This window comes from Pseudomonas sp. Z1-12 (genome assembly GCF_051132015.1).
GTDB lineage: Bacteria > Pseudomonadota > Gammaproteobacteria > Pseudomonadales > Pseudomonadaceae > Aquipseudomonas > Aquipseudomonas zanjanensis.
In genome coordinates this window covers 6,380,790-6,403,464 of sequence record NZ_CP071647.1, presented here as the reverse complement: position 1 = coordinate 6,403,464, position 22,675 = coordinate 6,380,790, and the positions used below count along the sequence as shown (strand labels likewise).

Annotated in this window: 22 protein-coding genes; 9 read left to right on the top strand and 13 right to left on the bottom strand. The window is 63.3% G+C overall.

The annotated features are described in order from the left end of the window. Window positions 1–16: 16 nt before the first annotated feature. Entirely contained in the window at window positions 17–604 is a 588-nt protein-coding gene (locus tag J3P85_RS28070) for a DUF6436 domain-containing protein (protein WP_434704232.1), read from the bottom strand. A gap of 108 nt (window positions 605–712) precedes the next feature. Here J3P85_RS28070 and J3P85_RS28065 point away from each other — a divergent pair, with 108 nt between their 5' ends. Further along, window positions 713–1,660, top strand: coding sequence for an alpha/beta hydrolase (locus J3P85_RS28065; protein ID WP_434704231.1), 948 nt, complete (start codon window positions 713–715; stop codon window positions 1,658–1,660). Window positions 1,661–1,767: 107 nt separating this feature from the next. Here J3P85_RS28065 and J3P85_RS28060 read toward each other — a convergent pair whose 3' ends face one another. Continuing rightward, a complete protein-coding gene (locus J3P85_RS28060; RefSeq protein ID WP_060740167.1) occupies window positions 1,768–2,511 on the bottom strand; it encodes a DUF2059 domain-containing protein in 744 nt (247 codons plus the stop codon). Window positions 2,512–2,664: 153 nt separating this feature from the next. On the opposite strand from J3P85_RS28060, the gene J3P85_RS28055 reads away from it, so the two are divergent. After that, the gene (locus J3P85_RS28055) at window positions 2,665–3,297 is read left to right on the top strand and encodes a 2OG-Fe(II) oxygenase (protein WP_434573717.1); all 633 of its coding nucleotides are present in this window, start codon (window positions 2,665–2,667) and stop codon (window positions 3,295–3,297) included. Between the two features lie 2 nt (window positions 3,298–3,299). Continuing rightward, the gene (locus J3P85_RS28050; protein ID WP_434706434.1) at window positions 3,300–3,791 is read left to right on the top strand and encodes a DUF523 domain-containing protein; all 492 of its coding nucleotides are present in this window, start codon (window positions 3,300–3,302) and stop codon (window positions 3,789–3,791) included. A 201-nt stretch (window positions 3,792–3,992) separates the two neighbouring features. On the opposite strand, the gene J3P85_RS28045 is transcribed toward J3P85_RS28050, so the two are convergent. Together J3P85_RS28045 and J3P85_RS28040 are read right to left on the bottom strand one after the other, a co-directional pair. Continuing rightward, window positions 3,993–5,366, bottom strand: coding sequence for a GTPase/DUF3482 domain-containing protein (locus J3P85_RS28045; protein ID WP_434704230.1), 1,374 nt, complete (start codon window positions 5,364–5,366; stop codon window positions 3,993–3,995). Continuing rightward, window positions 5,359–6,726, bottom strand: coding sequence for a DUF2868 domain-containing protein (locus J3P85_RS28040; RefSeq protein ID WP_434704229.1), 1,368 nt, complete (start codon window positions 6,724–6,726; stop codon window positions 5,359–5,361). Before J3P85_RS28040 ends, J3P85_RS28045 begins: the two co-directional genes overlap by 8 nt. A gap of 86 nt (window positions 6,727–6,812) precedes the next feature. On the opposite strand from J3P85_RS28040, the gene J3P85_RS28035 reads away from it, so the two are divergent. After that, window positions 6,813–7,325: a dihydrofolate reductase gene (locus J3P85_RS28035; protein ID WP_434704228.1), complete on the top strand. Its 513-nt coding sequence runs from the start codon at window positions 6,813–6,815 to the stop codon at window positions 7,323–7,325. 119 nt (window positions 7,326–7,444) lie between these two features. Here the strand turns inward: J3P85_RS28035 and J3P85_RS28030 are convergent, their stop codons facing one another. Further along, entirely contained in the window at window positions 7,445–8,836 is a 1,392-nt protein-coding gene (locus J3P85_RS28030; RefSeq protein ID WP_434704227.1) for an L-cystine transporter, read from the bottom strand. Window positions 8,837–9,078: 242 nt separating this feature from the next. Between J3P85_RS28030 and J3P85_RS28025 the strand changes: the two genes are divergently transcribed. Beyond that, entirely contained in the window at window positions 9,079–10,134 is a 1,056-nt protein-coding gene (locus tag J3P85_RS28025) for a haloacid dehalogenase-like hydrolase (protein WP_434704226.1), read from the top strand. Between the two features lie 312 nt (window positions 10,135–10,446). Here J3P85_RS28025 and ilvD read toward each other — a convergent pair whose 3' ends face one another. From ilvD to J3P85_RS28010, 3 genes are all read right to left on the bottom strand, one after another. Further along, window positions 10,447–12,288 carry a dihydroxy-acid dehydratase gene (gene ilvD / locus J3P85_RS28020; RefSeq protein ID WP_186707549.1) on the bottom strand — a complete coding sequence of 614 codons (1,842 nt, stop codon included), beginning with the start codon at window positions 12,286–12,288 and terminating at the stop codon, window positions 10,447–10,449. 447 nt (window positions 12,289–12,735) lie between these two features. Then, the gene (locus J3P85_RS28015; protein WP_003206543.1) at window positions 12,736–13,932 is read right to left on the bottom strand and encodes a class I SAM-dependent rRNA methyltransferase; all 1,197 of its coding nucleotides are present in this window, start codon (window positions 13,930–13,932) and stop codon (window positions 12,736–12,738) included. A gap of 111 nt (window positions 13,933–14,043) precedes the next feature. Further along, on the bottom strand, window positions 14,044–14,583 hold the full coding sequence (locus J3P85_RS28010) for a type 1 glutamine amidotransferase domain-containing protein (RefSeq protein WP_434573731.1): 540 nt from the start codon (window positions 14,581–14,583) through the stop codon (window positions 14,044–14,046). Between the two features lie 233 nt (window positions 14,584–14,816). Between J3P85_RS28010 and J3P85_RS28005 the strand changes: the two genes are divergently transcribed. The 3 genes from J3P85_RS28005 to J3P85_RS27995 are packed head-to-tail and all read left to right on the top strand — an operon-like array spanning window position 14,817 to window position 16,850. Then, window positions 14,817–15,632, top strand: coding sequence for an HDOD domain-containing protein (locus J3P85_RS28005; protein ID WP_434706433.1), 816 nt, complete (start codon window positions 14,817–14,819; stop codon window positions 15,630–15,632). Window positions 15,633–15,662: 30 nt separating this feature from the next. Further along, the gene (gene mutM / locus J3P85_RS28000; protein WP_053188961.1) at window positions 15,663–16,475 is read left to right on the top strand and encodes a bifunctional DNA-formamidopyrimidine glycosylase/DNA-(apurinic or apyrimidinic site) lyase; all 813 of its coding nucleotides are present in this window, start codon (window positions 15,663–15,665) and stop codon (window positions 16,473–16,475) included. A gap of 54 nt (window positions 16,476–16,529) precedes the next feature. Beyond that, a complete protein-coding gene (locus tag J3P85_RS27995; RefSeq protein ID WP_434704225.1) occupies window positions 16,530–16,850 on the top strand; it encodes a multidrug transporter in 321 nt (106 codons plus the stop codon). A 151-nt stretch (window positions 16,851–17,001) separates the two neighbouring features. Here J3P85_RS27995 and J3P85_RS27990 read toward each other — a convergent pair whose 3' ends face one another. From J3P85_RS27990 to J3P85_RS27970, 5 genes are all read right to left on the bottom strand, one after another. Further along, window positions 17,002–17,253 carry a YfhL family 4Fe-4S dicluster ferredoxin gene (locus tag J3P85_RS27990; RefSeq protein ID WP_003195146.1) on the bottom strand — a complete coding sequence of 84 codons (252 nt, stop codon included), beginning with the start codon at window positions 17,251–17,253 and terminating at the stop codon, window positions 17,002–17,004. A gap of 133 nt (window positions 17,254–17,386) precedes the next feature. Further along, the gene (gene coaD, locus J3P85_RS27985; RefSeq protein ID WP_003177462.1) at window positions 17,387–17,866 is read right to left on the bottom strand and encodes a pantetheine-phosphate adenylyltransferase; all 480 of its coding nucleotides are present in this window, start codon (window positions 17,864–17,866) and stop codon (window positions 17,387–17,389) included. Window positions 17,867–18,105: 239 nt separating this feature from the next. Beyond that, window positions 18,106–19,701: a GMC family oxidoreductase N-terminal domain-containing protein gene (locus J3P85_RS27980; protein ID WP_434704224.1), complete on the bottom strand. Its 1,596-nt coding sequence runs from the start codon at window positions 19,699–19,701 to the stop codon at window positions 18,106–18,108. A 149-nt stretch (window positions 19,702–19,850) separates the two neighbouring features. Next, on the bottom strand, window positions 19,851–20,396 hold the full coding sequence (locus J3P85_RS27975; RefSeq protein ID WP_434704223.1) for a twin-arginine translocation pathway signal protein: 546 nt from the start codon (window positions 20,394–20,396) through the stop codon (window positions 19,851–19,853). A 27-nt stretch (window positions 20,397–20,423) separates the two neighbouring features. Beyond that, the gene (locus J3P85_RS27970; RefSeq protein WP_434704222.1) at window positions 20,424–21,854 is read right to left on the bottom strand and encodes a coniferyl aldehyde dehydrogenase; all 1,431 of its coding nucleotides are present in this window, start codon (window positions 21,852–21,854) and stop codon (window positions 20,424–20,426) included. A gap of 148 nt (window positions 21,855–22,002) precedes the next feature. On the opposite strand from J3P85_RS27970, the gene J3P85_RS27965 reads away from it, so the two are divergent. Beyond that, the gene (locus tag J3P85_RS27965; RefSeq protein WP_060740184.1) at window positions 22,003–22,674 is read left to right on the top strand and encodes a TetR/AcrR family transcriptional regulator; all 672 of its coding nucleotides are present in this window, start codon (window positions 22,003–22,005) and stop codon (window positions 22,672–22,674) included. Window position 22,675 lies beyond the last annotated feature (1 nt).

Here is a 22,675-nt window from a genome sequence, read left to right as displayed (position 1 = left end):
GGGAGGATTTGCCGTCTTATTCCTTGCCTGATGTGTCCTGGGCCCACGGACAATAACAACCCACCGCCATCGTATGCGTCGCATTCACCGCCCGACCGCCGCTCAACGCTTCAAGAATCGGCTCGATAAAGCTGTTGCTCGAATTACAGGTCAGGCCTTCGCTGTAGGGGCCGAAATACGCGAGCTGGCCGCTGCGATCCCAGATCGCCACGGCCGGGCTGGCGGGGATCTGGCTGGAGCCGGGCAGGCTTGGGAGCGGCTTGAGGTTGTTCAGGGTGGCTGGTAACTGACCCTGGCTGCCGGGCTTTTGTACCGCATAGAACTCGACGCCTTGCGGTACGTATTTATCCACCAGTTCGGAAAGGTGTTGCTGATTGCCGACGTTGCACGGGCACGCCGGGTCCCAGAAATGCACCAGGCGGATCGCGCCGGGGCCGGCCAGGTCGGCGGGCAGGCGCAGAGGGTCGCCGGAAAATATCGCGGTGTGTTGGCTGAAGGCCCGCAGGAAACGGCCCTGGAACCAGTCGTAGGCCACCCACAATACGACGGCGCATCCGAGGGCGAGCAGGCTGGCAAGCAAGGTCGTGCGGTGGGACGGGCGCATGGAGTCGATCCTCTGAAGCCGCGTAGCTTGCCATGCTTGCCGCGACAGATGAATATCGCAGGCCTGTAAAGTCTGTTTCGCGCGCTGCGCCCATGCCTGGAAACCTTGATGCCTGCCACTTTTGATCCCGATCTCCTGCGTGCCAGCCTGCAACCGTTGGCCCAGTGGCAAGCCCTGTCCGAGCAGGCCCAGGCCTACCAGCGGTTCTATGGGCTGGATTTTCCCCAGCGCAGCGTGCGCAAGGGATTAGGGCGTTTCGAGGTGGGCGGGTATGAAGTGGTCAGCCAGGTCTGGTGGCCGGAAAAAGCCGTGGCGACGTTGTTTGTGTTTCACGGTTACTACGATCACATGGGGCTGTACCGGCACTTGATCGAGTGGGCTCTGGAGCAGCAATTCGCGGTGATTGCTTGCGACTTGCCGGGCCACGGCCTGTCCAGTGGCGAGCGTGCCAGCATCGGGGATTTCGCCGAGTACCAGGCCACCTTGCAGGGCCTGTTGGCCGAGGCCGCGACGCTGGACCTGCCGCATCCCTGGCACCTGTGTGGGCAAAGCACCGGCGGGGCCATCGTGGTCGATCACGTGCTCAACCACGGCGCGCAGAGCCCGGCCCAGGGCCAGGTCATCCTGCTGTCACCCCTGGTGCGGCCGCGGGCCTGGGGCTGGTCGCGCCTGAGTTATTACCTGCTCAAGCCCTTCGTGACCGGCATCGCCCGGCGTTTCAGCGAGAACTCCACCGACCCGCAGTTCCTGCCTTTCCTGCAAGCCGACCCGTTGCAACCGCTACGCTTGCCCACTGCGTGGGTGGGCGCGTTGGGGCAATGGATCAAGCGTATCGAAGCCGCCCCGAGCAGCCCGCGCCAGCCCTTGATCGTGCAGGGGCAGGCGGACATGACGGTGGACTGGGTGCACAACCTGAACGTGCTGCGCAGCAAGTTCGACCGGCCGCAGGTGTTGATGTTGCCTGAGGGGCGGCATCACTTGGCGAACGAGGCGCTGGCGATGCGGCAGGAGATGTTTGGGTTCTTGACGAAGCGGATGAGCCGGATTCGGCGGTGACTGGGCTATTGCTATCGCGAGCAAGCTCGCTCCCACACAGGATCTTCGGCGATCGCAAAACCTGAGTTCACTGTGGGAGCGAGCTTGCTCGCGATAGCGGTGCCGAACTACTGCCCCAGCGTTTGCCCCACCGCCAACCCCGCCCGAATCGCCGCCAGGGCCGCCTGATAATAAGCCTGTCCCTCGGTCGATTCGGCGAAGGTGGCGAATTCTTCCAGCTCGGTATCCGTCAGGTCACGGTAGACGTACAGCAGCGTGTTGTTCAGGTCCGCGCCGATCTGTTCCATCAGTCGCTGACGCTGGCCGTTGAGCATGCCTTGGGCCTGGCCGGCACCCAAGAGTCCCGGGATCATCGAACTCAGGCTGTCGGCCGCCACGCCGGCGATCGCCAGGCTGACTTCGGCGCCGGCTTCGCGGGCGGGGAGGGCCTGGGCCAGGTGGCCGATGATCAACAGGCGGTTGTCGCTGGCTTGCATCTTCGGCAGGCCCTTGGCGTTTTTCGCCAATTGGTCGCGCCGGGTCGCCAGCAATTCGGCCGCCACGACCTTGCGGCCTAGGGGCGACTGGAAAAAGGCCAGGGCCGGGTTCGGGTCGCGAAGCTTGCTGCGTATCTGCGCCTCGGCCCGCTGGTCCATGGCCTGGGGAGCAAAACGTTGATTGCTGTTGTTGACCAGCGCCTGGAACACTGCCGGCGGCAGGCTGCTCTGGTAGCGTTGCTGGGCGGCGCTCAAGGCGTCGTTGAAATGCGCCCGCTGTTCCGGCCAGCCGGCGACCTTGTACAACTGGTCGTAGCTGTCTGCCCAGGCGGGCAAAACGCAGAACATCAACAGTGAGAAAAGCAAACGGCGCATAGGGACTCCTGTCAGCAGCCGACTATTCTCCGTGGGGTGTGGGGTCTTGTCGAGAATTCGTATCAAGTTCGTACGGCGGTGCTCTTGGAGGTAAAGAACCGACGCAGCGAACCCGCTGCGTGGCGCTGTCGGTTTTGCAGGCGCCGGCATACTATGCGCGCCATGCAAATACCTTCTGATCACCCGCTGCTGTTACGTATCGTCGACGACCTGGCCGAGCGCGGCTGGTCGCAGCAGAACCTCTTCCTGCCGGACGCGCTGACCCGCGCCCTGGCGGCCGAATGCCGCCAGCGTGCCGCCGAAGGTGAGCTGGCCCCGGCGGCGGTCGGGCGCGGGCCGTTCTCGGAGATTCGCGAAGGGATCCGGGGTGATCGCATCCAGTGGATCGAGCCCGGCCAGGCGCAAGCCTGCGATCAATACCTGACGCTGATGGACAGCCTGCGCGAGGCGATGAATCGCGGGTTGTTCCTGGGCCTGGAAGACTTCGAAAGTCACTTTGCCCTGTATCCACCCGGCGCGTTCTACCTCAAGCATGTCGACCGCTTCCGCGACGACGATCGGCGGATGGTGTCGGCGGTGCTTTATCTCAACGACGATTGGTTGCCGGAACACGGCGGTCAGTTGCGCATGTACCTGGAGGACGGCGTGGAGCGTGACGTGGTGCCCATCGGCGGTTGCCTGGTGGTGTTCCTGTCGGGGGACATCCCCCACGAAGTGCTGCCGGCCACCCGGGATCGCCTGTCCTTGACCGGTTGGTTCCGCCGTCGCGGCAACGAGGTGTTCTGATGATGGAAAAGATCCTGGTCAGCCGCTGCCTCCTTGGCCATCGCGTGCGCTACGACGGCGGTGCCAGCGGCCCGTTCGATCAACTCCAGCAATGGCTCGACCAAGGCCGGGTCGTACCGCTGTGCCCGGAAGTCGCTGGCGGCTTGCCCACCCCGCGTGCGGCGGCGGAGATTCCTGGGGGGCAGGGCGGGCAAGTGCTTGACGGTCAGGCCGCGGTGATCACCACCGATGGCGAAGATGTGAGCGCGCAATTTCTGTCAGGCGCGTATCAAGCGCTGGAGCAGGTGCGAGTACACGGCATCCGCATCGCGGTGCTCAAGGCCAACAGCCCGTCGTGCGGCAACCTGCTGACCTATGACGGGACGTTCAGCGGTGTGAAAGTCAGCGGCGAAGGCGTGACGGCGGCGTTGCTCAGGCGCCATGGGGTAAAAGTGTTCAGTGAGCTGGAGCTGCCTGAAGCGGCGGCGGCTCTCAAGGCCTTGAGCAACGACTGATTGCCCAGGCGTTGATTGCTTTTGTGGCGAGGGAGCTTGCTCCCGCTGGGCCGCGAAGCGGTCCTGAAACCTGACACCCCGGTGTGTCAGGCCAACCGTGTTCCGGCATTTTGGGGCCGCTTCGCAGCCCAGCGGGAGCAAGCTCCCTCGCCACAGGTTTTGTGTACTGCCAAAGGGTACTTGGCCAGAACCTTGTGTCGCTCAGAGCTGCCCGGCCAACTGCTCGATCAGCTCCTGCCGCTCCGCCTGGCTCAGCCGCGCCTGGGGATTGAGGGATGACCACTGCGGATGCGCCCGGGCCTTGTTCAAGGCTTCGGGCAGCTTGTCCTCGCGCCAGGACTTGTCCTGGGGCGTGGCGATGCGGATGCTGTCCAGCGCCGCGTGGCCGCGCAGGTTGAGGGCTTGCAGCAGCTGTCCTTGGCGCAGGGCCAGCAGGCGCAACACGCTGTCGTCCACCGTCAGTTCCCGTTGCCCCTTGAGTTTGCCCATCAGCCGGTTGCCGTAGCTGCGGGCGGTTTGCAGGGTGCCGCCGACAATTGCCCCGGCCAGGGCGGCGGCGCCAAGGGTCAGGCCACCTACCAGCAAGTCCACCCCGGCACCGGCCGCCGCGCCCGCCGCGATCCCGCCGCCGACGCGTACACCCAGTTGCTTGAGGGTTTCGGGGTTGAACAGGTCATCGCCCCAGCGCCCGTCGAGCAGCGGCAGGTCGCTGGCGGCGGCGTCCTGGGGGCGGAACGCGTAGAGCTTGAGCAGGGCTTCGACACAACGCTGTTCGCGTTGACGCACCGCGTTGCGCAACTCGCCAATGGCCTGGCGTTCCAGCTCGGTATCGCTGGCGACGCTGCGTCGGCAGGCGGCGCAGTCGATCAGCAGTTCGGCGATCAAGCGCGCCGCGCTCTGCTGGCGGGCCAGGCGTTGGGCCTGTTGGTCGGCGACCAGTCGCTCCAGTTGCCCACGGGCGCTTTCCAGCAACAACGCGAGGCTTTCATACAGGCGTCGCTCGCCGTCCTCGGGCGGGGCGACGCTGTCAAAGCGCACCAGGGCGTGCAACCCCAATCGCGCCAGGGCTTCGCGCCAGTCGGGTTCACGATGCTGGGCGCTGCTGACGAAATTCAACACCGGCAGCAGCGGTTTGCCACAACTGGCGAGGACTTCCAATTCATCGCGGTACTTGGCCAGCACCGGTTCCCGGGCATCGATCACATACAAACCGGCGTCGCTGGCGAGCAATTGCCGCAGTACCTTGGCTTCCTGTTCGAAGCGTTGTCGCGCCTCGCTACCCTCGAGGAAGCGAGCCAGGCGCGCCGGGCCGTCGAGGCGTTCGCCAGGACGCTCCAGGCGCTCAAGGTAATCGAGCAGGGCGATGGCGTCTTCCAGGCCCGGCGTGTCGTACAGCTCCAGCAACGCTTCACCGTCCACCGACAGGCGCGCACCCTCGACATGCCGGGTGGTGCTCGGGCGGTGGGACACCTCGCCGAAGCCGACGTCGCGGGTCAAGGTCCGCAGCAACGAGGTCTTGCCCACGTTGGTGTGGCCGACCACGGCCAGTTTCAGCGGCTTCATGGGGTCAGTCATGGCCGCTCTCCAGCCAGTTCAAGGGCATGCAATCGGCAAAGGGCAACTGCAACTGTTGCAGCGCGGTGTGCCAGTCGCCCAGGCGCTCGGCGTCCAGCGCTTCGCCGGGCGGCGCCTGCAACAGCCAGACGCGGGTGGCGCTGGCGCTGCGGGCCAGCTCGGCGATCAGCGCCAGGCTGCCACGGTCCGGCGAGCGACGTGGGTCACAGGCAATCGCCAGGCGTGCCGGCGGAAAACGCGACAGCTGTTCGAGGAGTTTGTGGCGCGACTCGCGGCTGTCGAGGATGCCGGCGTTTTTCACGGTTTCGGGCAGCTTGGGCGGCCAGGGCCGATCGTCCAGCTCGATCGCCACCAACAGCGCGCCGTCGCTGTCCATCGCACTGACGGCACTTTCGACTCGATGCAAGTGCGCGGGAGCGGCGTCGTTGACGCCCAGGCGTTCGCTGCTGGGCATCAGCCGTTCACGCAACTGGGCGTAGCCCGGCAGGTTCAAATCCAGGCGCAGCGTGGCGCGACCGCGTCGCCAGCGCCACAGGCACAGCAACGCCAGGCCCAGGCGAGGCAGCACGCCATAGACCAGCAGCACGCCGACCAGCCAGGCGGCCCAGGCCTGGCGGGCGCTTTCGATGTTCAGCGCGGCGTCGCCACTGGCGCGGATCATGTCCTCGGTCGGTACGCTGAAGCCCAGCAGTGCCGGCAGTGCGCCGAGGGCCTGGGTCATGGCGACGAAGGTTTCGCTGCCCAGCAGGGTGGTTTCCCAGACGAAGCCATAGCGCCGGGTCGCCATCAGCAGCAGGACGATGACCAGCGCGCTGAGCATCGCCAGCAGCCACAGGCCATTGACCAACACACCGAGGGCCCAGCGACTGAGTTTGTGCCGTTGCAGCAACAGCAGCAGGGCCGGCGCCAGTTGGGCGGCCTTGGCGTCGCGGGCGAGTTTTTCGCTGAGCCACAGCCACAGGCGTCCCAGTGCGGCACCTTGCTCACCGGCAAAGACCAGGCCCAAGACCCAACCGATGAGCAGCACCAGATTCAACCCCAACAGGCTGCCCAAGGCCCAGAACACATTGACCGGTGCCTGGCCGTCACCGAGGGCGGCCAACCCGAGGCCGGCGCCGCTGATGACGGCGAGCAGCGCCAAGGCGATCAGCGCCAGGCGCGCCCCTTGCAGCCAATGGCGCAGGGCTTGCGTGAGGCCATCGCGCTCGGCCAGCCAACGGGCGCGCTGATGGATGCGGGCGGATAAATCGCCGCCTGACGCACGGGCCAGGCGATTGGCTTCCTGGTCTTGGAGCGGGCCGGCGTGCTCTTCACGCAGGCGGATCGTCTCGGTCAACCAGAGGTTCTGCAGTACTGTCACGGGGGCTTCCGTTGCTCGAATGAGGGTTGAGCATAACCGCTGTGATGCCTGTCGGGGTACGCCGGGCCTCTGGTATCCTCGCGTCCATGAACAAAACTCTCCCCCTAAGCCTGATCGCAGCCCTCGGTGAAAACCGTGTGATCGGCGTCGACAACAGCATGCCCTGGCACCTGCCGGGGGATTTCAAATACTTCAAGGCCACCACCCTGGGCAAGCCGATCATCATGGGGCGCAAGACCTGGGATTCCCTTGGTCGACCGCTGCCGGGGCGGCTGAACATCGTCGTCAGCCGCCAGCCGGGGCTGGTGCTGGAAGGTGCCGAGGTGTTTTCCACCTTGGAAGCCGCCGTGGCGCGGGCCGAGGCCTGGGCGCTGGAGCAGGGTGTCGACGAATTGATGTTGATCGGCGGCGCCCAACTCTATGCCCAGGCCCTGGAGCAGGCGGATCGGCTGTACCTGACCCGCGTGGCGCTGAGCCCTGAGGGAGATGCGTGGTTTCCTGCGTTCGATTCGAGCCAGTGGCAGCGGGTCTCGAACCAGCCGAACCCGGCTGAAGGCGACAAGCCGGCCTACAGCTTTGAGGTGTGGGAAAAGCGTTAAAAGCATCGCGAGCAAGCTCGCTCCAACAATGGATTTCTGGCGAACACAGAGTCTGTGATCACTGCCGATCCCTGTGGGAGCGAGCTTGCTCGCGATAGCTATCTATCAGGCGCCACCCATCAAGCGTGCACCAACTCCCCATGCTCCTGGGCATCAAGCAACGCCTTGTCCGTCTGCTGCATCACCTGGCTGGTAATCGCCCCGGCGGTGATCGAGCCGCTGACGTTCAACGCCGTACGCCCCATGTCGATCAAGGGCTCGACGGAAATCAGCAAGGCCACCAGCGACACCGGCAAGCCCATGGCCGGTAGCACGATCAGCGCGGCGAACGTCGCGCCGCCACCGACCCCGGCCACCCCGGCCGAACTTAACGTCACGATCGCCACCAGTGTCGCGATCCAGACCGGGTCCAGCGGGTTGATGCCTACGGTCGGTGCGACCATCACCGCCAGCATGGCCGGGTAAAGGCCGGCACAACCGTTCTGGCCGATGGTGGCGCCGAACGAGGCGCTGAAGCTGGCAATCGCCCGGGGAATGCCGAGGCGGCTGGTCTGGGCTTCGATGCTCAACGGGATGGTGGCCGCGCTGGAGCGGCTGGTGAAAGCGAAGGTCAACACTGGCCAGATCTTGCGGAAGAAGCGCAATGGGTTGATGCCGGCAGCGGACACCAGTAGGCCATGGATCACGAACATCAGGCCCAGCCCCAGGTATGACACCACGACAAAGCTGCCGAGCTTGATGATGTCCTGCAGGTTGGAGCCGGCCACGACTTTGGTCATCAGCGCCAGCACACCGTACGGCGTCAGTTTCATCACCAGGCGCACCAGGCGTGTCACCCAGCTTTGCAGGGTGTCGATCGCGTTGATCACTTTCTGGCCTTTTTCCATGTCATCCTTGAGCAATTGCAACGCCGCGACGCCGAGGAACGCGGCGAAGATCACCACGCTGATGATCGACGTCGGCTTGGCCCGCGCCAGGTCGGCAAAGGGGTTCTGCGGAATGAACGAAAGCAGCAGTTGCGGGATGTTCAGGTCGGCGACCTTGCCGGCGTAGTCGCTCTGGATCACTTGCAGGCGCGCCAGTTCCTGGGTGCCGGCCACCAGGCCCTCGGCGGTGAGGCCGAACAGGTTGGTCAGGCCGATGCCGACCAGCGCGGCGATGGCGGTGGTGAACAGCAGCGTGCCAATGGTCAGGAAGCTGATCTTGCCCAGGGACGAGGCGTTATGCAGGCGGGCCACGGCGCTGAGGATCGAGGCGAAGACCAGTGGGATCACGATCATCTGCAGCAACTGCACGTAGCCGTTGCCCACTAGGTCGAACCAGCCGATCGAGGCCTTGAGCACCGGATTGCCGGTGCCATAAATCGTGTGCAGGGCGATACCGAACACCACGCCCAGCACCAGCGCCAGCAGCACTTTCTTGGCCAGGCTCCAGGTGCGGTGACGGGTTTGCGCCAGGCCGAACAGCAAGGCGAGGAACACCAGCAGGTTGAGGAACAGCGGCAGATTCATCAAAAGAGACTCCGATAAGACGTGCCAGTCGCCCGAAGCCGCGACTGTGAGCCGGGAAGCCTAACAGCCTGATATCTAATGAATTAATACTAAAAAGGCATGTTGATTGTCGTTTATGGAATAAGGACTTGGCGTTTGCGGGTATGTCGCTGGCGTGATCAGGACGCAAGCGGTCGCGGCTGGGCGAGGACTGTCACACGCATTTGTTAGCGTCGAGTTCTTTGAACCCGGGAGAAATGCCGATGAAGCTCGCACCTCGTTTTCTCGCTGTCGCCTTGAGTCTTGGCCTCGTCGGCCAGGCACTTGCCACCGAACTCAAGCACTGGCCAGCGGAGCAGGCCAAGGCCTTGGACGCGATGATCGCCGCCAATGCCAACAAGGGTAACTACGCGGTGTTCGACATGGACAACACCAGTTACCGCTACGACCTTGAGGAATCGTTGCTGCCGTTCATGGAGAACAAGGGCCTCATCACCCGGGAAACCCTCGACCCGTCCTTGAAGCTGATGCCGTTCAAGGACACGGCCGACCACAAGGAAAGCCTGTTCAGCTATTACTACCGCCTGTGCGAAGTGGACGACATGGTCTGCTACCCGTGGGTGGCCCAGGTGTTCTCGGGCTTCACGCTCAAGGAGCTCAAGGGCTATGTCGATGAGTTGATGGCGTCCGGCAAGCCGGTGCCGACCACTTATTACGATGGCGACAAGGTGGTCCAGTACAACGTCAATCCACCGAAGATCTTCACCGGCCAGGCCGAGCTGTACAACAAGCTGATGGAAAACGGCATCGAGGTCTATGTCATGACCGCCGCTTCCGAAGAACTGGTGCGCATGGTCGCTTCGGATCCTAAGTACGGCTACAACCTCAAGCCGCAGAACGTGATCGGCGTGACCACGCTGCTCAAGGACCGCAAGACCGGCGAGCTGACTACCGCGCGCAAGCAGATTACCAACGGCAAATATGACGAGAAGGCCAACCTTGGCCTGGAGTACACGCCGTACCTGTGGACCCCGGCAACCTGGATGGCCGGCAAGCACGCGGCGATCCTGACGTACATCGACGAATGGAAAAAACCGGTGCTGGTGGCGGGTGACACACCGACCAGTGACGGCTACATGCTGTTCCACGACGTGGACGTGGCCAAGGGCGGGATTCACCTGTGGGTCAACCGCAAGGACAAGTACATGACCCAGATCAACGGCATGATGGCCAAGCACGCCGCGGCCCAAGCCAAGGAAGGACTGCCAGTCACCGCGGACAAGAACTGGGTGATCGTCAAGCCTGAAGACATCCAATAAACCTGTGGGAGCGAGCTTGCTCGCGATGACGGCAAACCAGTAATCCTTTTGCTGGCTGACACACCGCTATCGCGAGCAAGCTCGCTCCCACAGGGATACCAAGGAACCCTGTGGCGAGGGAGCTTGCTCCCGCTGGGCTGCGTAGCAGCCCTAAAGTCAGCCCACGCATTGAGGTGAGGGACGAATTTTTGGGGCCGCTTCGCGACCCAGCGGGAGCAAGCTCCCTCGCCACGAAAGATGACTTGGCTCAAAGGGCTGAACTGAAGCAATAAAAAAGCCCCGCACTTGGCGGGGCTTTTTTATGGGTAGCGCTTACAGGCCGTCAAGCATCGCCTTGTTCCGCACCGCGCCCTTGTCGGCGCTGGTGGCGAGCAGGGCGTAAGCCTTGAGGGCCGTGGTGACTTTGCGTGGACGCACTTCCACCGGTTTCCAGCCCTTGTTGTCCTGTTCGATGCGGCGCCCGGCCAGTTCTTCGTCGCTGATCAACAGGTTGATTGAGCGGTTCGGAATGTCGATCAGGACCTTGTCGCCATCGCGCACCAGTCCGATGGCGCCGCCCGCCGCCGCTTCCGGCGAAGCGTGGCCGATGGACAGGCCCGAGGTGCCACCGGAGAAGCGGCCATCGGTCAGCAAGGCGCAGGCTTTACCCAGGCCCTTGGACTTCAGGTAGGACGTTGGGTAGAGCATTTCCTGCATGCCCGGGCCGCCTTTCGGGCCTTCGTAGCGAATGATCACGATGTCGCCGGCCTTCACTTCGTCAGCGAGGATGCCGCGCACGGCGCTATCCTGGCTTTCGAAAATCTTCGCGTTGCCTTCGAATACATGGATCGACTCGTCGACGCCGGCGGTTTTCACCACGCAGCCGTCCAGGGCGATGTTGCCGTACAGCACGGCCAGGCCGCCTTCCTGGGAGTAGGCGTGCTCGACGCTGCGGATGCAGCCGTTTTCACGGTCGTCGTCCAGGGTTTCCCAGCGGGTCGACTGGCTGAACGCGGTTTGCGTCGGGATGCCCGCCGGGCCGGCCTTGAAGAAGTGATGCACGGCCTCGTCGGTGGTCTGGGTGATGTCCCACTTGGCGATGGCCTCGGCCATGGTCTTGCTGTGCACGGTCGGCAGGTCGGTGTGCAGCAGGCCGCCACGGGCCAGGGAACCAAGGATGCTGAAGATCCCGCCGGCACGGTGCACGTCTTCCATGTGGTACTTCTGGATGTTCGGCGCGACCTTGCACAGCTGCGGTACGTGACGGGACAGGCGGTCGATGTCGCGCAGGTCGAAATCGATCTCGGCTTCCTGGGCCGCGGCCAGCAAGTGCAGGATGGTGTTGGTGGAACCGCCCATGGCGATGTCCAGGGTCATGGCGTTTTCGAACGCCTTGAAGTTGGCGATGTTGCGCGGCAACACCGACTCGTCGTTCTCGCCGTAGTAGCGCTTGCAGAGCTCGACGATGGTCCGGCCGGCCTGCAGGAACAACTGTTCGCGGTCGCTGTGGGTGGCCAGGGTCGAACCGTTGCCCGGCAATGCCAGGCCCAGGGCTTCGGTCAGGCAGTTCATCGAGTTGGCGGTGAACATGCCGGAGCACGAACCGCAGGTCGGGCAAGCGCTGCGCTCGTACTCGGCAACCTTCTCGTCAGAGGCGCTGGAGTCGGCGGCGATCACCATGGCGTCGACCAGATCGAGGCCGTGGCTGGCGAGCTTGGTCTTGCCGGCCTCCATCGGGCCGCCGGAGACGAAGATCACGGGGATGTTCAGGCGCAGGGCGGCCATGAGCATGCCGGGGGTGATCTTGTCGCAGTTGGAAATGCACACGATGGCATCGGCGCAGTGGGCGTTGACCATGTACTCGACCGAGTCGGCGATGATCTCGCGGCTCGGCAGCGAATAAAGCATGCCGTCGTGGCCCATGGCGATGCCGTCGTCCACGGCGATGGTGTTGAATTCCTTGGCAACGCCGCCGACGCGTTCGATTTCCCGGGCAACCAGTTGGCCGAGGTCCTTGAGGTGGACGTGGCCCGGTACGAACTGGGTGAAGGAGTTGGCAATGGCGATGATCGGCTTCTTGAAGTCGTCATCCTTCATCCCCGTGGCGCGCCACAAGGCACGGGCGCCGGCCATGTTGCGGCCATGGGTGGATGTTTTCGAGCGGTAATCAGGCATGGAGCACTCCGGGCGGCTAATCAGGTACTTATCAGGTATCAATGGGGAAGTGAGCTTCTGTCGACGTCTGGAGCACCCGGGTTTGGCCGTGTGTCCGGAAGTGGCCGATGACTTTGCAGGATCGCTGCGCGCCTCGGCATGAGCTCATAAACCCGCCGGGGATGAATGGCGATGAATGCCACGATTCTACACCGCTGGCGCCAGGATGAAATGACGCAAAGCGCTGATCGGGCGCCAATGTCGCGTGCGGGATGACGACTGGCAGGGTTCAGCCGGCTAACAGGCCCCTGCCACGCTGCCGGACCTGGGGGGCAACAGCGGGGCCGGGGTTGATCTTTTGAGCGGAGGCTTATTCAGACGCGCAAAAAAAATCGCAGCCAAGGCTGCGATCAGGATGCAATTGGAGTGTGCGGGGCACAGCGCTATTGGCCCTGGCCCCGCCTGGCCTCAGCTGTTGGGCAACAACCGGCAGGTGATGCTCTTGATGTAGCGGGTTTCGGCGATGGCCGGGTGTACCGGGTGGTCGGGCCCCTGGCCGCCGCGTTCGAGCAGTTGGATGTTGCGGTCCAAGTGACGGGCGCTGGTCAGCAGGATGTTTTGCAGGTCGTCTTCGGGCAGGTGCATCGAGCACGATGCGCTGACCAGGATGCCGTCCTTGCTGAGCAGGCGCATGGCTTGCTCGTTGAGGCGGCGATAGGCGCCTTCGCCGTTCTTCAGGTCTTTCTTGCGCTTGATGAAGGCCGGTGGGTCGGCGACGATCACGTCGAAGCGCTCTTCGCTGGCCTTGAGCTCCTTCAGGGCTTCGAAGACGTCGCCTTCGATGCAGGTCAGCTTCTCGGCGAAGCCGTTCAGCGCGGCGTTGCGCTCGACACCGTCGAGGGCGAAGGCCGAGGCGTCGACGCAGAACACTTCACTGGCGCCGAACGCCGCGGCTTGCACGCCCCAGCCGCCGATGTAGCTGAACAGGTCCAGCACGCGCTTGCCCTTGGCGTACGGGGCCAGGCGCGCGCGGTTCATGCGGTGGTCGTAGAACCAGCCGGTTTTCTGGCCTTCCATGACCGGCGCCTCGAACTTCACGCCGTTCTCTTCCAGGGCGACCCATTCCGGCACCAGGCCGAACACGGTCTCGACGTAGCGGTTCAGGCCTTCGGCGTCACGGGCGGCGGAGTCGTTCTTGAACAGGATGCCGCTGGGCTTGAGCACTTGAGTCAGGGCGGCGATCACGTCGTCCTTGTGGGCTTCCATGGTGGCCGAGGCGATCTGCACCACCAGGATATCGCCGAAGCGGTCGACCACCAGGCCTGGCAGCAGGTCGGAGTCACCGTAGACCAGGCGATAGAACGGCTTGTCGAACAGCCGCTCGCGCAGGGACAACGCCACGTTGAGGCGATGCACCAGCAGGGATTTGTCCAGCGGCAGCTTCACGTCACGGGACAGCAGCCGGGCGCAGATCAGGTTGTTGGGGCTCATCGCAACGATGCCCAACGGCTTGCCGCCGGCGGCTTCGAGGATGGCCTGGTCGCCGGCCTTGAAGCCGTGCAGGGGCGTGGCGGCTACATCGATTTCGTTGCTGTAGACCCACAAGTGGCCGGCGCGCAGGCGACGGTCGGCGTTGGCTTTGAGGCGCAGGCTAGGCAGGGACATGACGTCGCTCCGGAAAAAAGAGCGGGATTATACCGTGTTGCAACCTTGGCGGGGCTTGCGGTGGACATGTGGTGAGGGAGCGGGCTCCCTCGCCACGGTGTCGAGCCGGCCTCAAGCGGACAACGCGTTGAGCAACTCGCGGTTAAAGGCCGGGATGTCATCAGGCTGGCGGCTGCTGATCAACGTGCCGTCCTTGACCACTTCCTGGTCGACCCAGTTCGCGCCGGCGTTGACCAGGTCATCCTTGAGGGTCTTGTAGCTGGTCATGGTCTTGCCCTTGACCAGCCCGCTCGATACCAGCAGCCAGCCGCCATGGCAAATCACCGCGATGGGCTTTCTCGCCGCTTCGAAGCCCTTGACCAGTTTCTGGGCGTCGGGGTCGATGCGGATGGTGTCGGAGTTCTGCACGCCACCGGGCAGCACCACGGCGTCGTACTGCTCGACATTGGCGGCCTTGAAGGTCAGGTCGATCGGGAAGTCGTCGGCCGGCTGGTCATGGTTCCAGCCTTTGACCTGGCCTTCGCGGGCCGAAACGATGTCCACCTTGACGCCGGCCTGTTCCAGCGCCTGTTGGGGGCCGGTCAGTTCGGCTTGTTCAAAACCGTCGGTCACCAGGATGGCGACACGTTTATTGTTCAGGGAGCCAGGCATGAAAAAATCTCCTCAAGCTGAGTGGCTGGGTTGCCGACTAAAGCCTGTATGCAGGCTCGGCTGTCGGCCCTGTAAAGTCCGAAGCCGATGCCTGAAGGAAAGTTCCGCCGATCTTCCTTGCGGTGTATCGGATCCATCTTTAAGGGTTAGAATCCCCGCCTGACCCAGAGTGTGTACTCATGTCCAAAGAGCTTACTGCCGAACAGATCCAACAGTCCTTGCAAGGCATCAGCGTGCCGCCCCAGCCGCAGATCATGGTGGATCTGCAGATGGAGCAGTACATGCCCGACCCGGACCTGGAGACCATCGCCAAACTGATTTCCCAGGACCCGGGCCTTTCCGGGGCCTTGCTCAAGATCGTCAACTCGCCGTATTACGGCCTGCGCAACAAGATCACCTCGATCCAGCGCGCGGTGAACCTGCTGGGCAGCCGTTCGATCATCAACCTGATCAATGCGCAGTCGATCAAGGGCGAGCTGCACGATGATGCCATCGTCACCCTGAACCGCTTCTGGGATACGGCCCAGGACGTGGCGATGACCTGCCTGACCCTGGCCAAGCGCGTTGGCCTGGAAAACGGTGACGAGGCTTATGCCTTGGGGCTGTTCCACGATTGTGGCGTGCCGTTGATGCTCAAGCAGTTTCCCAGCTACATGAGCGTGCTGGAAGAGGCCTACGCCAGTGCCAGCGCCGAGTGCCGGGTGGTAGACACCGAGAACCGTGTGTTCAACACCAACCATGCGGTGGTCGGTTACTACACGTCCAAATCCTGGCGCCTGCCGGATCACGTCAGCCAGGCCATTGCCAACCACCACAATGCCCTGGCGGTGTTCAGCGACGAGTCTTCACGCAACAACAGCCCGCTGAAAAACCTGCTGGCGATCCTGAAGATGTCCGAAAACATCTGTGCCTCCCACCGGGTACTCGGCAACCAGGCCGAAGACCACGAGTGGGAGAGCGTCGGGGGCCTGGTGCTCGACTACATCGGTTTGTCGGAATACGACTTCCAGACCCAGAAACAGGAAATTCGCGACCTCGCCTCTCGTTGAGCGCGCGGCGTCGCCTGACGCGAGAACTCCATGCCAGAACTGCCGGAAGTCGAAACCACCCGCCGCGGCATCGCGCCCCATCTTGAAGGCCAGCGGGTCAGTCGTGTGGTGGTCCGTGACCGTCGCCTGCGCTGGCCGATCCCGGAAGACCTCGACGTGCGGCTCTCGGGCCAGCGCATCGTGCAGGTGGAGCGGCGGGCCAAGTACCTGTTGATCAATGCCGAGGTCGGCACGTTGATCAGCCACCTGGGCATGTCCGGCAACTTGCGCCTGGTGGAGGTCGGCATGCCCGCCCTCAAGCATGAGCACGTGGACATCGAGCTGGAGTCCGGCCTGGCCTTGCGCTACACCGACCCTCGGCGTTTCGGCGCGATGCTCTGGAGCCTCGACCCGCTCAATCACGAACTGTTGATTCGCCTTGGTCCCGAGCCGTTGACCGACCTGTTCGATGGCGAGCGGCTGTTCCAGCTTTCGCGAGGGCGCTCCATGGCGGTCAAGCCGTTCATCATGGACAACGCGGTGGTGGTGGGCGTGGGCAATATCTACGCGACCGAGGCGCTGTTCGCCGCCGGGATCGACCCGCGCCGGGCCGCCGGGGGCATTTCCCGGGCGCGTTACCTGAAGCTGGCGATCGAGATCAAGCGCATCCTCGCCCATGCCATCGAGCGCGGCGGCACCACGTTGCGGGATTTCATCGGTGGGGACGGCCAGCCCGGCTATTTCCAGCAGGAACTGTTTGTCTACGGCCGCGGCGGGGAACTGTGCAAGGTCTGCGGCACGGGGCTGCGGGAAATTCGCCTGGGCCAGCGCGCCAGCGTCTGGTGCCCTCGCTGCCAGAGCTGATCGGTCCTACGGTCTATAGTCAGTATTCATACTGTTTTAGCCGAAGGATCGACCATGAATCTGTTTCGACCTGTCGTTCTCGCGCTGCTGCTGAGTGTCGGTTTGCCTGCCCAGGCCAACAGCGGCAGCGGCGACCCGCGCTACACCATCCAGAATCCGCCGGCCTTCGCCATGATCGGCGACCTGCTGATCGCCCGCCCACTGCTGCTCGCCGCCACGGTGATCGGGGCGGGGGCGTTCGTGGTGTCGTTACCCTTTACCGCACTGGGCGGTGGGGTCGGGGATGCGGGGAAGGCGCTGGTGGTGGACCCGGCGAAAGCCACGTTTGTGCGATGCCTGGGGTGTGTGGGAGAGGGGTTTGAGCGGCAGGAGTGAGGCAGTTGGATGCTTGTTAGGGCTGCTGGCCTCATCGCGAGCAAGCTCGCTCCCACAGGGATCTATTGAGTTCACACAATCTGTGTCCTAAGCAAATCCCTTGTGGGAGCGAGCTTGCTCGCGATGGGGCCAGCAGGGCCGCCCAAAACACTCAAGCCTTGCCAGTGATCTTGCGATATTTCTCCATCAACTGCTCTTCCGTCTCCGGATGAGCCTCGTCCAGCGGGATGCAATCCACTGGGCAAACCTGCTGGCACTGGGGTTCGTCGTAATGGCCGACGCACTGGGTGCAGAGGTTCGGGTCGATGACGTAGATTTCCTCGCCTTGGGAAATGGCGGCGTTCGGGCACTCGGGTTCGCAGACGTCGCAATTGATGCAGTCGTCGGTGATGATCAGGGACATGCAGGCTCCTGCCGGGGCGTTGGGCCCGGGCATCTGAAAACGTATGGGCGCAATTGTGCCGCATTGACGAGCGCAGTGCACGCGGGCGCGATGGACTGCGCTGTGCTGCGAGGCGGCTCGCAGCATCCGCCAGCTATTTCTTGAAGCGCAGGGTCAGTGCATCGGCCACGGCCGGGTGGACGAACTTGGTGATATCACCGCCCAACGCCGCAATTTCCCGTACCAGGGTCGAGGAAATGAACGAGTAGCGCTCCGACGGCGTCAGGAACAGGCTTTCGACGTCCGGTGCCAATTGGCGGTTCATGTTGGCCAATTGGAACTCGTACTCGAAGTCCGAGACCGCGCGCAGGCCGCGAAGGAACACGTTGGCGTTCTTTTCCTTGGCAAAGTGGGCCAGAAGCGTCGAGAAGCCGACCACTTCCACGTTGGGCAGGTGCTTGGTGACCTCGCGGGCCAGTTCCACACGTTGTTCCAGCGGGAACAGCGGGTTTTTCTTCGGGCTGGCTGCCACGGCAATGATCACATGGTCGAACAGGCGCGCGGCGCGTTCGACCAGATCGCCATGGCCCTTGGTAATAGGGTCGAAGGTACCTGGGTACAACACTCGGTTCATCGCGTCGTCCTGGCGGGAGTCCGTTGGGGAGTCGGATGGTATCGCAGCCTTCTCGGTCGGCCAAGTCGGCTGTTGCGTAAGAAAGCACTATAGACGCTGCGAATAACCCGGATATTCAGACGTTCGGTAAGCCTGTGGCGAGGGAGCTTGCTCCCGCTGGGCTGCGCAGCAGACCCATTTTGGGAGCGCTTCGCGCTCAAGCGGGAGCAAGCTCCCTCGCCACGGTTTCAATACAGGGTTCATGGGTTTTTCAGGCGTTCGGCCAGGGCCGTCGCCAGTTGTGCGGTCAGCCCGTACACCGACAACTGCGGGTTGGCGCCGATGCTGGTGGGGAACAGCGAGCCGTCATGGATCGACAGGTTGCCCAGTTGGTGATGGCGGCCCAGGCTGTCGGCGACGGCGGTTTTCGGGTCTTCGCCCATGGCGCAGCCACCCATCACGTGGGCGCTGCCCAGGCGCGTGCGATACAAGGCCAGGTCGAGCCCGTCGATCAGCGCGCGGGCTTCTGCCGGGGTCTTCACGTAATGGGCATCGCTATGGGCGGGCATGACCGCCTTGGCGCCGCCGGCGAATTGTATTTCGGCCATGCTGTGGAAAGCCCGACGCAGGCCATCCCAGGTATATGGCGAAACGGGGTAGTCGAGCACGGGCGTGCCGTCGCTGCGCAACTCGACGCTGCCGCCGGGACTGTCCGGGTGAAAACCGTCGCGCAACAGCGCCAGCATCGCGTGGGTATGGGGCAGTCGGGACATGTGCAAGGCGTTCTCGGCGCCGAACCCGCCCAATAACGTGGTGGCGAGGGCTGGGTGCAGGGGCGGGACTTCGAGCTTGTAGGCCATCTTGCCGGTGGCCCCGTCCTGCCATTGGAAATGATCCGAATAAATCGATTGCGGCGCGCCGTAGAACGGATTGATGACCTCGTCGAATTGCCCGACGGACATGTTCACCAAGTGCAGGAAGGTACGCTTGCCCACGCGTTCGTGCGGGTCTGGCGCCTCGGAGCGCAACAGCAGGCCCGGGCTGTTGATGCCACCACCCGCCAGCACGTAGTGCCGCGCCTTGACGGTGATGCGCCGCCCGGTCGGCGCCACGCAACGTTCGTCCATGGCTTGGCACTCGATGCCGACCACGGCGTCGTTCTTGATCGTCAGGCGCTCGGCCCGCGCCAGGTAAAGCAGCGCGCCACCCTTGTCCAGCGTGGCCGGGATGGTGGTGACCAGCATCGACTGCTTGGCGTTGGTCGGGCAGCCCATGCCGCAATAACCCAGGTTCCAGCAACCGCGGACGTTGCGCGGGATGACGTGCCAGGCGTAGCCCAGTTGTTCACAGCCTTTGCGGATCACGTCGTTGTTGGCGTTGGGCGGAACGAGCCACGGCGCCACGCCCAGGCGTTGTTCCATCTGCGCAAACCAGGGTGCCATGTCAGCACGGCCGTGGCCCTTGACGTTGTGCTCGGCGGCCCAATGGTCGAGGGTCTGGTCGGGCGTGCGGAAGCTGGAGGTCCAATTGATCAGCGTCGTGCCGCCGACGGCCCGGCCTTGGAGAATGATAATGGCGCCGTCCTTGCTCATGCGCCCGAGGCCTTCCTGGTACAGGCTGCTGTAGGCCTGGTCTTCGAGCAGCTTGAAGTCATGGCTGGTCTTGAGCGGCCCTTCCTCGATCAGCAACACACGGTAGCCGGCGGCACTGAGGATTTCCGCCGTGGTCCCGCCACCGGCACCGCTGCCGACGATGGCCACGTCCGCTTCCAGGGTCAGGTCTTCGGTCAACTGCGCGCCGTTGTAGGTGGTCCAGCCACGGGCGAGGCCTTCGCGGAAGGGATCGGGTACGGGCATGTTCGGGGCTCTCTTATTGTTATGTGTCGACGATGAGGAACCCTGTGGGAGCGAGCTTGCTCGCGATTGCGATGTGTCAGTCGACAAAAATGCTGCTGATCCGACGCCATCGCGAGCAAGCTCGCTCCCACAGGGTGAAACTTGGTTTTTCAGACCGTTGGCGGTCCTGGATACCCGCAACGCGCCCAGGACTCGGGGCGGCTGTACCAGGCCATCATCACCAGTTGCAGCAATGAACTGTGGCCTTGGCGCAGCAGGTCCAGAGAACTGTTTTCCCAACGGGCGAGGAACTGGCGGATGTCATCGGCGCTGGCGTTCTCCCACGTGCCCCAGACCCCAGTCAGTGGTCCACGGGTAATGCCAAGGGTGAGCACATCGAACAGCTGATGCGTGAGCTTGAGCATGGCGGGGGACAAGTGGGCCAGGCCGTTGTCCAGGCTTTTCAGGGTTTCGTCAGTGGCGGCAGGGATTCGTTCGAGGGTCACTGCGCCCTCCAGCATCACGGGGATGACGCTGCGTAGAAATGGCAGGTCGCTGTCGCGCAGGGCGATCAAGCCCGCGGCCGGTTGGCTTGGCGAACAACCGCTCAGGCTGACACTGAGCCCGACGGTGGCCAGGAAGGCGCTGGCGCCGAGGCTGAATTTCAGCAGGCCGCGCCGTGACAGCGCGGGGGTATCGATGAGGCTTGGGTTCATTATTGTTATTACCCGGCAAGAGACGCGTCAGCGGACAAACAGCTTCTGGATCAGTTTCTGCAACGGCTTGCCATAGGGTGGATAAATCAGCTTCGCCGCGTTGAATCGCTGTTTGGTCAGCACGCCCTTGGCCTTGCTGAAGGTCAGGAAGCCCTCGTGCCCGTGGTAGTGCCCCATTCCCGAGGGCCCGATGCCGCCAAACGGCATGTCATCCTGGGCGACATGCAGCAACGTGTCGTTCAGGCACACGCCGCCGGAATGGGTTTCGTGGAGCACGCGATGCTGTTCGGCCTTGTTGTAGCCGAAGTAGTAGAGCGCCAGCGGGCGGGGTCGCTGATTAATGTAGACAAACGCCTGGTCGAGATTGTCATAAGGCACGATGGGCAGCAGTGGGCCGAAGATCTCGTCCTGCATGACGATCATCTCGTCGTTGACGTTGAGCAACAGGCTGTGGGCCATGCGGCGACCCTGGCCTTGTTCGAACAGCTCGATCAGCAACGCGCCTTTGCTGGTGGCGTCGCCGATGTAGCCGTTGAGCCGCGCCAGTTGTCGTTCGTTGATGACGGCGGTGTAGTCCGGGTTGTCCGCCAGGGTCGGATAAAACCCGCGAACCGCCTCGCGATAGGCCTCGACGAACTCGCCGACGCGGTTCTGCGGCACTAGCACATAGTCCGGGGCGACACAGGTTTGTCCGGCATTCAGGGTTTTGCCGAAGGCAATGCGTTCGGCGGCGTCCTTGATCGGTACATCGACCGACACGATGGCCGGGGATTTCCCACCCAGCTCAAGGGTGACCGGCGTCAGGTTTTCCGCCGCGGCGCGCATGACATGCTTGCCGATGCTGGTGGCGCCGGTGAACAACAGGTGATCGAAGGGCAACTTGGAAAACGCCATGCCCACCTCCGCCTCGCCCAGCACCACGCACACCAGGTCCTGGGGGAAGACCCGGGCCAGCAATTGCTTGAGCAGCAAACCGGTCGCCGGTGTCGATTCGCTGAGCTTGAGCATCACCCGGTTGCCCGCCGCCAATGCCCCTACCAGCGGCCCGATGGCGAGGAACAGTGGGTAATTCCACGGGACGATGACCCCGACCACGCCCAACGGCTGATAGATCACTTTGGCGGACGCCGGTTGAAAGGCCATGCCCACCTTGCGCCGGGAGGGTTTCATCCAACCCTGGAGATGACGGCTGGCGTAATGAATGCCATGCAGGCTCGGCATCAGCTCGGCCAACAGTGTTTCGTCGGCGCTGCGGTGGCTGAAATCCTGGCTGATGGCGTCGATCAAGGCTTGGCGTTCGTTGCTTAATACCTCCCGCAGTGCCTTGAGCCATTGGCGGCGCTGAACGGCCGGTGGCATCGGGTGGGCGGCGTAGGCCTGGCGCTGGGCATCGAAGCGCGACCGCAGCTCGTCCAGTTGTTGTTGAGACTCGTGCAGGTAGGCCACGTCGGCAGGCATCGTCAGGCACCAGATATTATTAGAGTGGGTGTTTTTTAGAGCTTATACTCTAGAAAGTCAATGGCATCCTTAGCGGCTTTGGGTTTTTCCTGTGGCGGATAGGTCGTAAGATGCCGTTCAATGCCTTCGTCGAATTAAAGCCCAAACCATGGCCCCACGAATGAAAACCAGCGAGCGCATCGTGCAAAACAGCCTCGAGCTGTTCAACCAGCAAGGCGAGCGCAGCGTCAGCACCAATCACATCGCCGCCCACATGGACATGTCCCCGGGCAATCTCTATTACCACTTCCCCAACAAGCAGGCGATCATCGCCGTGCTGTTCAGTGAGTATGAGAACCTGGTGGACAGTTTCCTGCGACCGCCCCAGGGCCGGGCGGCCACAGTGGATGACAAACGTTTTTACCTGCAGGAACTGCTGGCGGCCATGTGGCGGTATCGCTTCCTGCACCGGGACCTGGAGCATCTGCTCGACAGCGATCCGGACCTGGCGGCCCGCTATCGTCGATTTTCCCAGCGCTGCCTGATCCACGGTACCGCGATCTACGAGGGCTTCGTTGCCGCCGGCATCCTGAAGATGGACCGGGTGCAGATCGAATCCCTGACCCTCAACGCCTGGATCATCCTCACGTCCTGGGTGCGGTTCTTGTGCACCACGCGGGAAAATTTCAGCCACCTGAGCGAGCAGGCCATCAAGCGCGGCGTCTATCAGGTGCTGGTGCTGGAGGCCGGTTTCGTGACCGACCAGGCCCGCGAGGCGGTGGATGCACTGTTCAAGGAATATTACGTCCCGCTGGCCCAGACCCTGGAGGAAGGGCAGTAGG

What these genes read in the sequence shown, in the direction of transcription:
- J3P85_RS28025 (WP_434704226.1), top strand. Translation starts at nt 9,079, where the DNA reads ATGAAGCTCGCACCTCGTTTTCTCGCTGTCGCCTTGAGTCTTGGCCTC.
- J3P85_RS28010 (WP_434573731.1), bottom strand. Translation starts at nt 14,583, where the DNA reads ATGCCTGGCTCCCTGAACAATAAACGTGTCGCCATCCTGGTGACCGAC.
- J3P85_RS27965 (WP_060740184.1), top strand. Translation starts at nt 22,003, where the DNA reads ATGGCCCCACGAATGAAAACCAGCGAGCGCATCGTGCAAAACAGCCTC.
- J3P85_RS28070 (WP_434704232.1), bottom strand. Translation starts at nt 604, where the DNA reads ATGCGCCCGTCCCACCGCACGACCTTGCTTGCCAGCCTGCTCGCCCTC.
- J3P85_RS27990 (WP_003195146.1), bottom strand. Translation starts at nt 17,253, where the DNA reads ATGTCCCTGATCATCACCGACGACTGCATCAATTGCGACGTCTGCGAA.
- coaD (WP_003177462.1), bottom strand. Translation starts at nt 17,866, where the DNA reads ATGAACCGAGTGTTGTACCCAGGTACCTTCGACCCTATTACCAAGGGC.
- J3P85_RS27980 (WP_434704224.1), bottom strand. Translation starts at nt 19,701, where the DNA reads ATGCCCGTACCCGATCCCTTCCGCGAAGGCCTCGCCCGTGGCTGGACC.
- J3P85_RS28045 (WP_434704230.1), bottom strand. Translation starts at nt 5,366, where the DNA reads ATGACTGACCCCATGAAGCCGCTGAAACTGGCCGTGGTCGGCCACACC.
- J3P85_RS28065 (WP_434704231.1), top strand. Translation starts at nt 713, where the DNA reads ATGCCTGCCACTTTTGATCCCGATCTCCTGCGTGCCAGCCTGCAACCG.
- mutM (WP_053188961.1), top strand. Translation starts at nt 15,663, where the DNA reads ATGCCAGAACTGCCGGAAGTCGAAACCACCCGCCGCGGCATCGCGCCC.
- J3P85_RS28035 (WP_434704228.1), top strand. Translation starts at nt 6,813, where the DNA reads ATGAACAAAACTCTCCCCCTAAGCCTGATCGCAGCCCTCGGTGAAAAC.
- J3P85_RS28015 (WP_003206543.1), bottom strand. Translation starts at nt 13,932, where the DNA reads ATGTCCCTGCCTAGCCTGCGCCTCAAAGCCAACGCCGACCGTCGCCTG.
- J3P85_RS28050 (WP_434706434.1), top strand. Translation starts at nt 3,300, where the DNA reads ATGGAAAAGATCCTGGTCAGCCGCTGCCTCCTTGGCCATCGCGTGCGC.
- J3P85_RS28055 (WP_434573717.1), top strand. Translation starts at nt 2,665, where the DNA reads ATGCGCGCCATGCAAATACCTTCTGATCACCCGCTGCTGTTACGTATC.
- J3P85_RS28060 (WP_060740167.1), bottom strand. Translation starts at nt 2,511, where the DNA reads ATGCGCCGTTTGCTTTTCTCACTGTTGATGTTCTGCGTTTTGCCCGCC.
- J3P85_RS28030 (WP_434704227.1), bottom strand. Translation starts at nt 8,836, where the DNA reads ATGAATCTGCCGCTGTTCCTCAACCTGCTGGTGTTCCTCGCCTTGCTG.
- J3P85_RS27975 (WP_434704223.1), bottom strand. Translation starts at nt 20,396, where the DNA reads ATGAACCCAAGCCTCATCGATACCCCCGCGCTGTCACGGCGCGGCCTG.
- J3P85_RS27995 (WP_434704225.1), top strand. Translation starts at nt 16,530, where the DNA reads ATGAATCTGTTTCGACCTGTCGTTCTCGCGCTGCTGCTGAGTGTCGGT.
- ilvD (WP_186707549.1), bottom strand. Translation starts at nt 12,288, where the DNA reads ATGCCTGATTACCGCTCGAAAACATCCACCCATGGCCGCAACATGGCC.
- J3P85_RS27970 (WP_434704222.1), bottom strand. Translation starts at nt 21,854, where the DNA reads ATGCCTGCCGACGTGGCCTACCTGCACGAGTCTCAACAACAACTGGAC.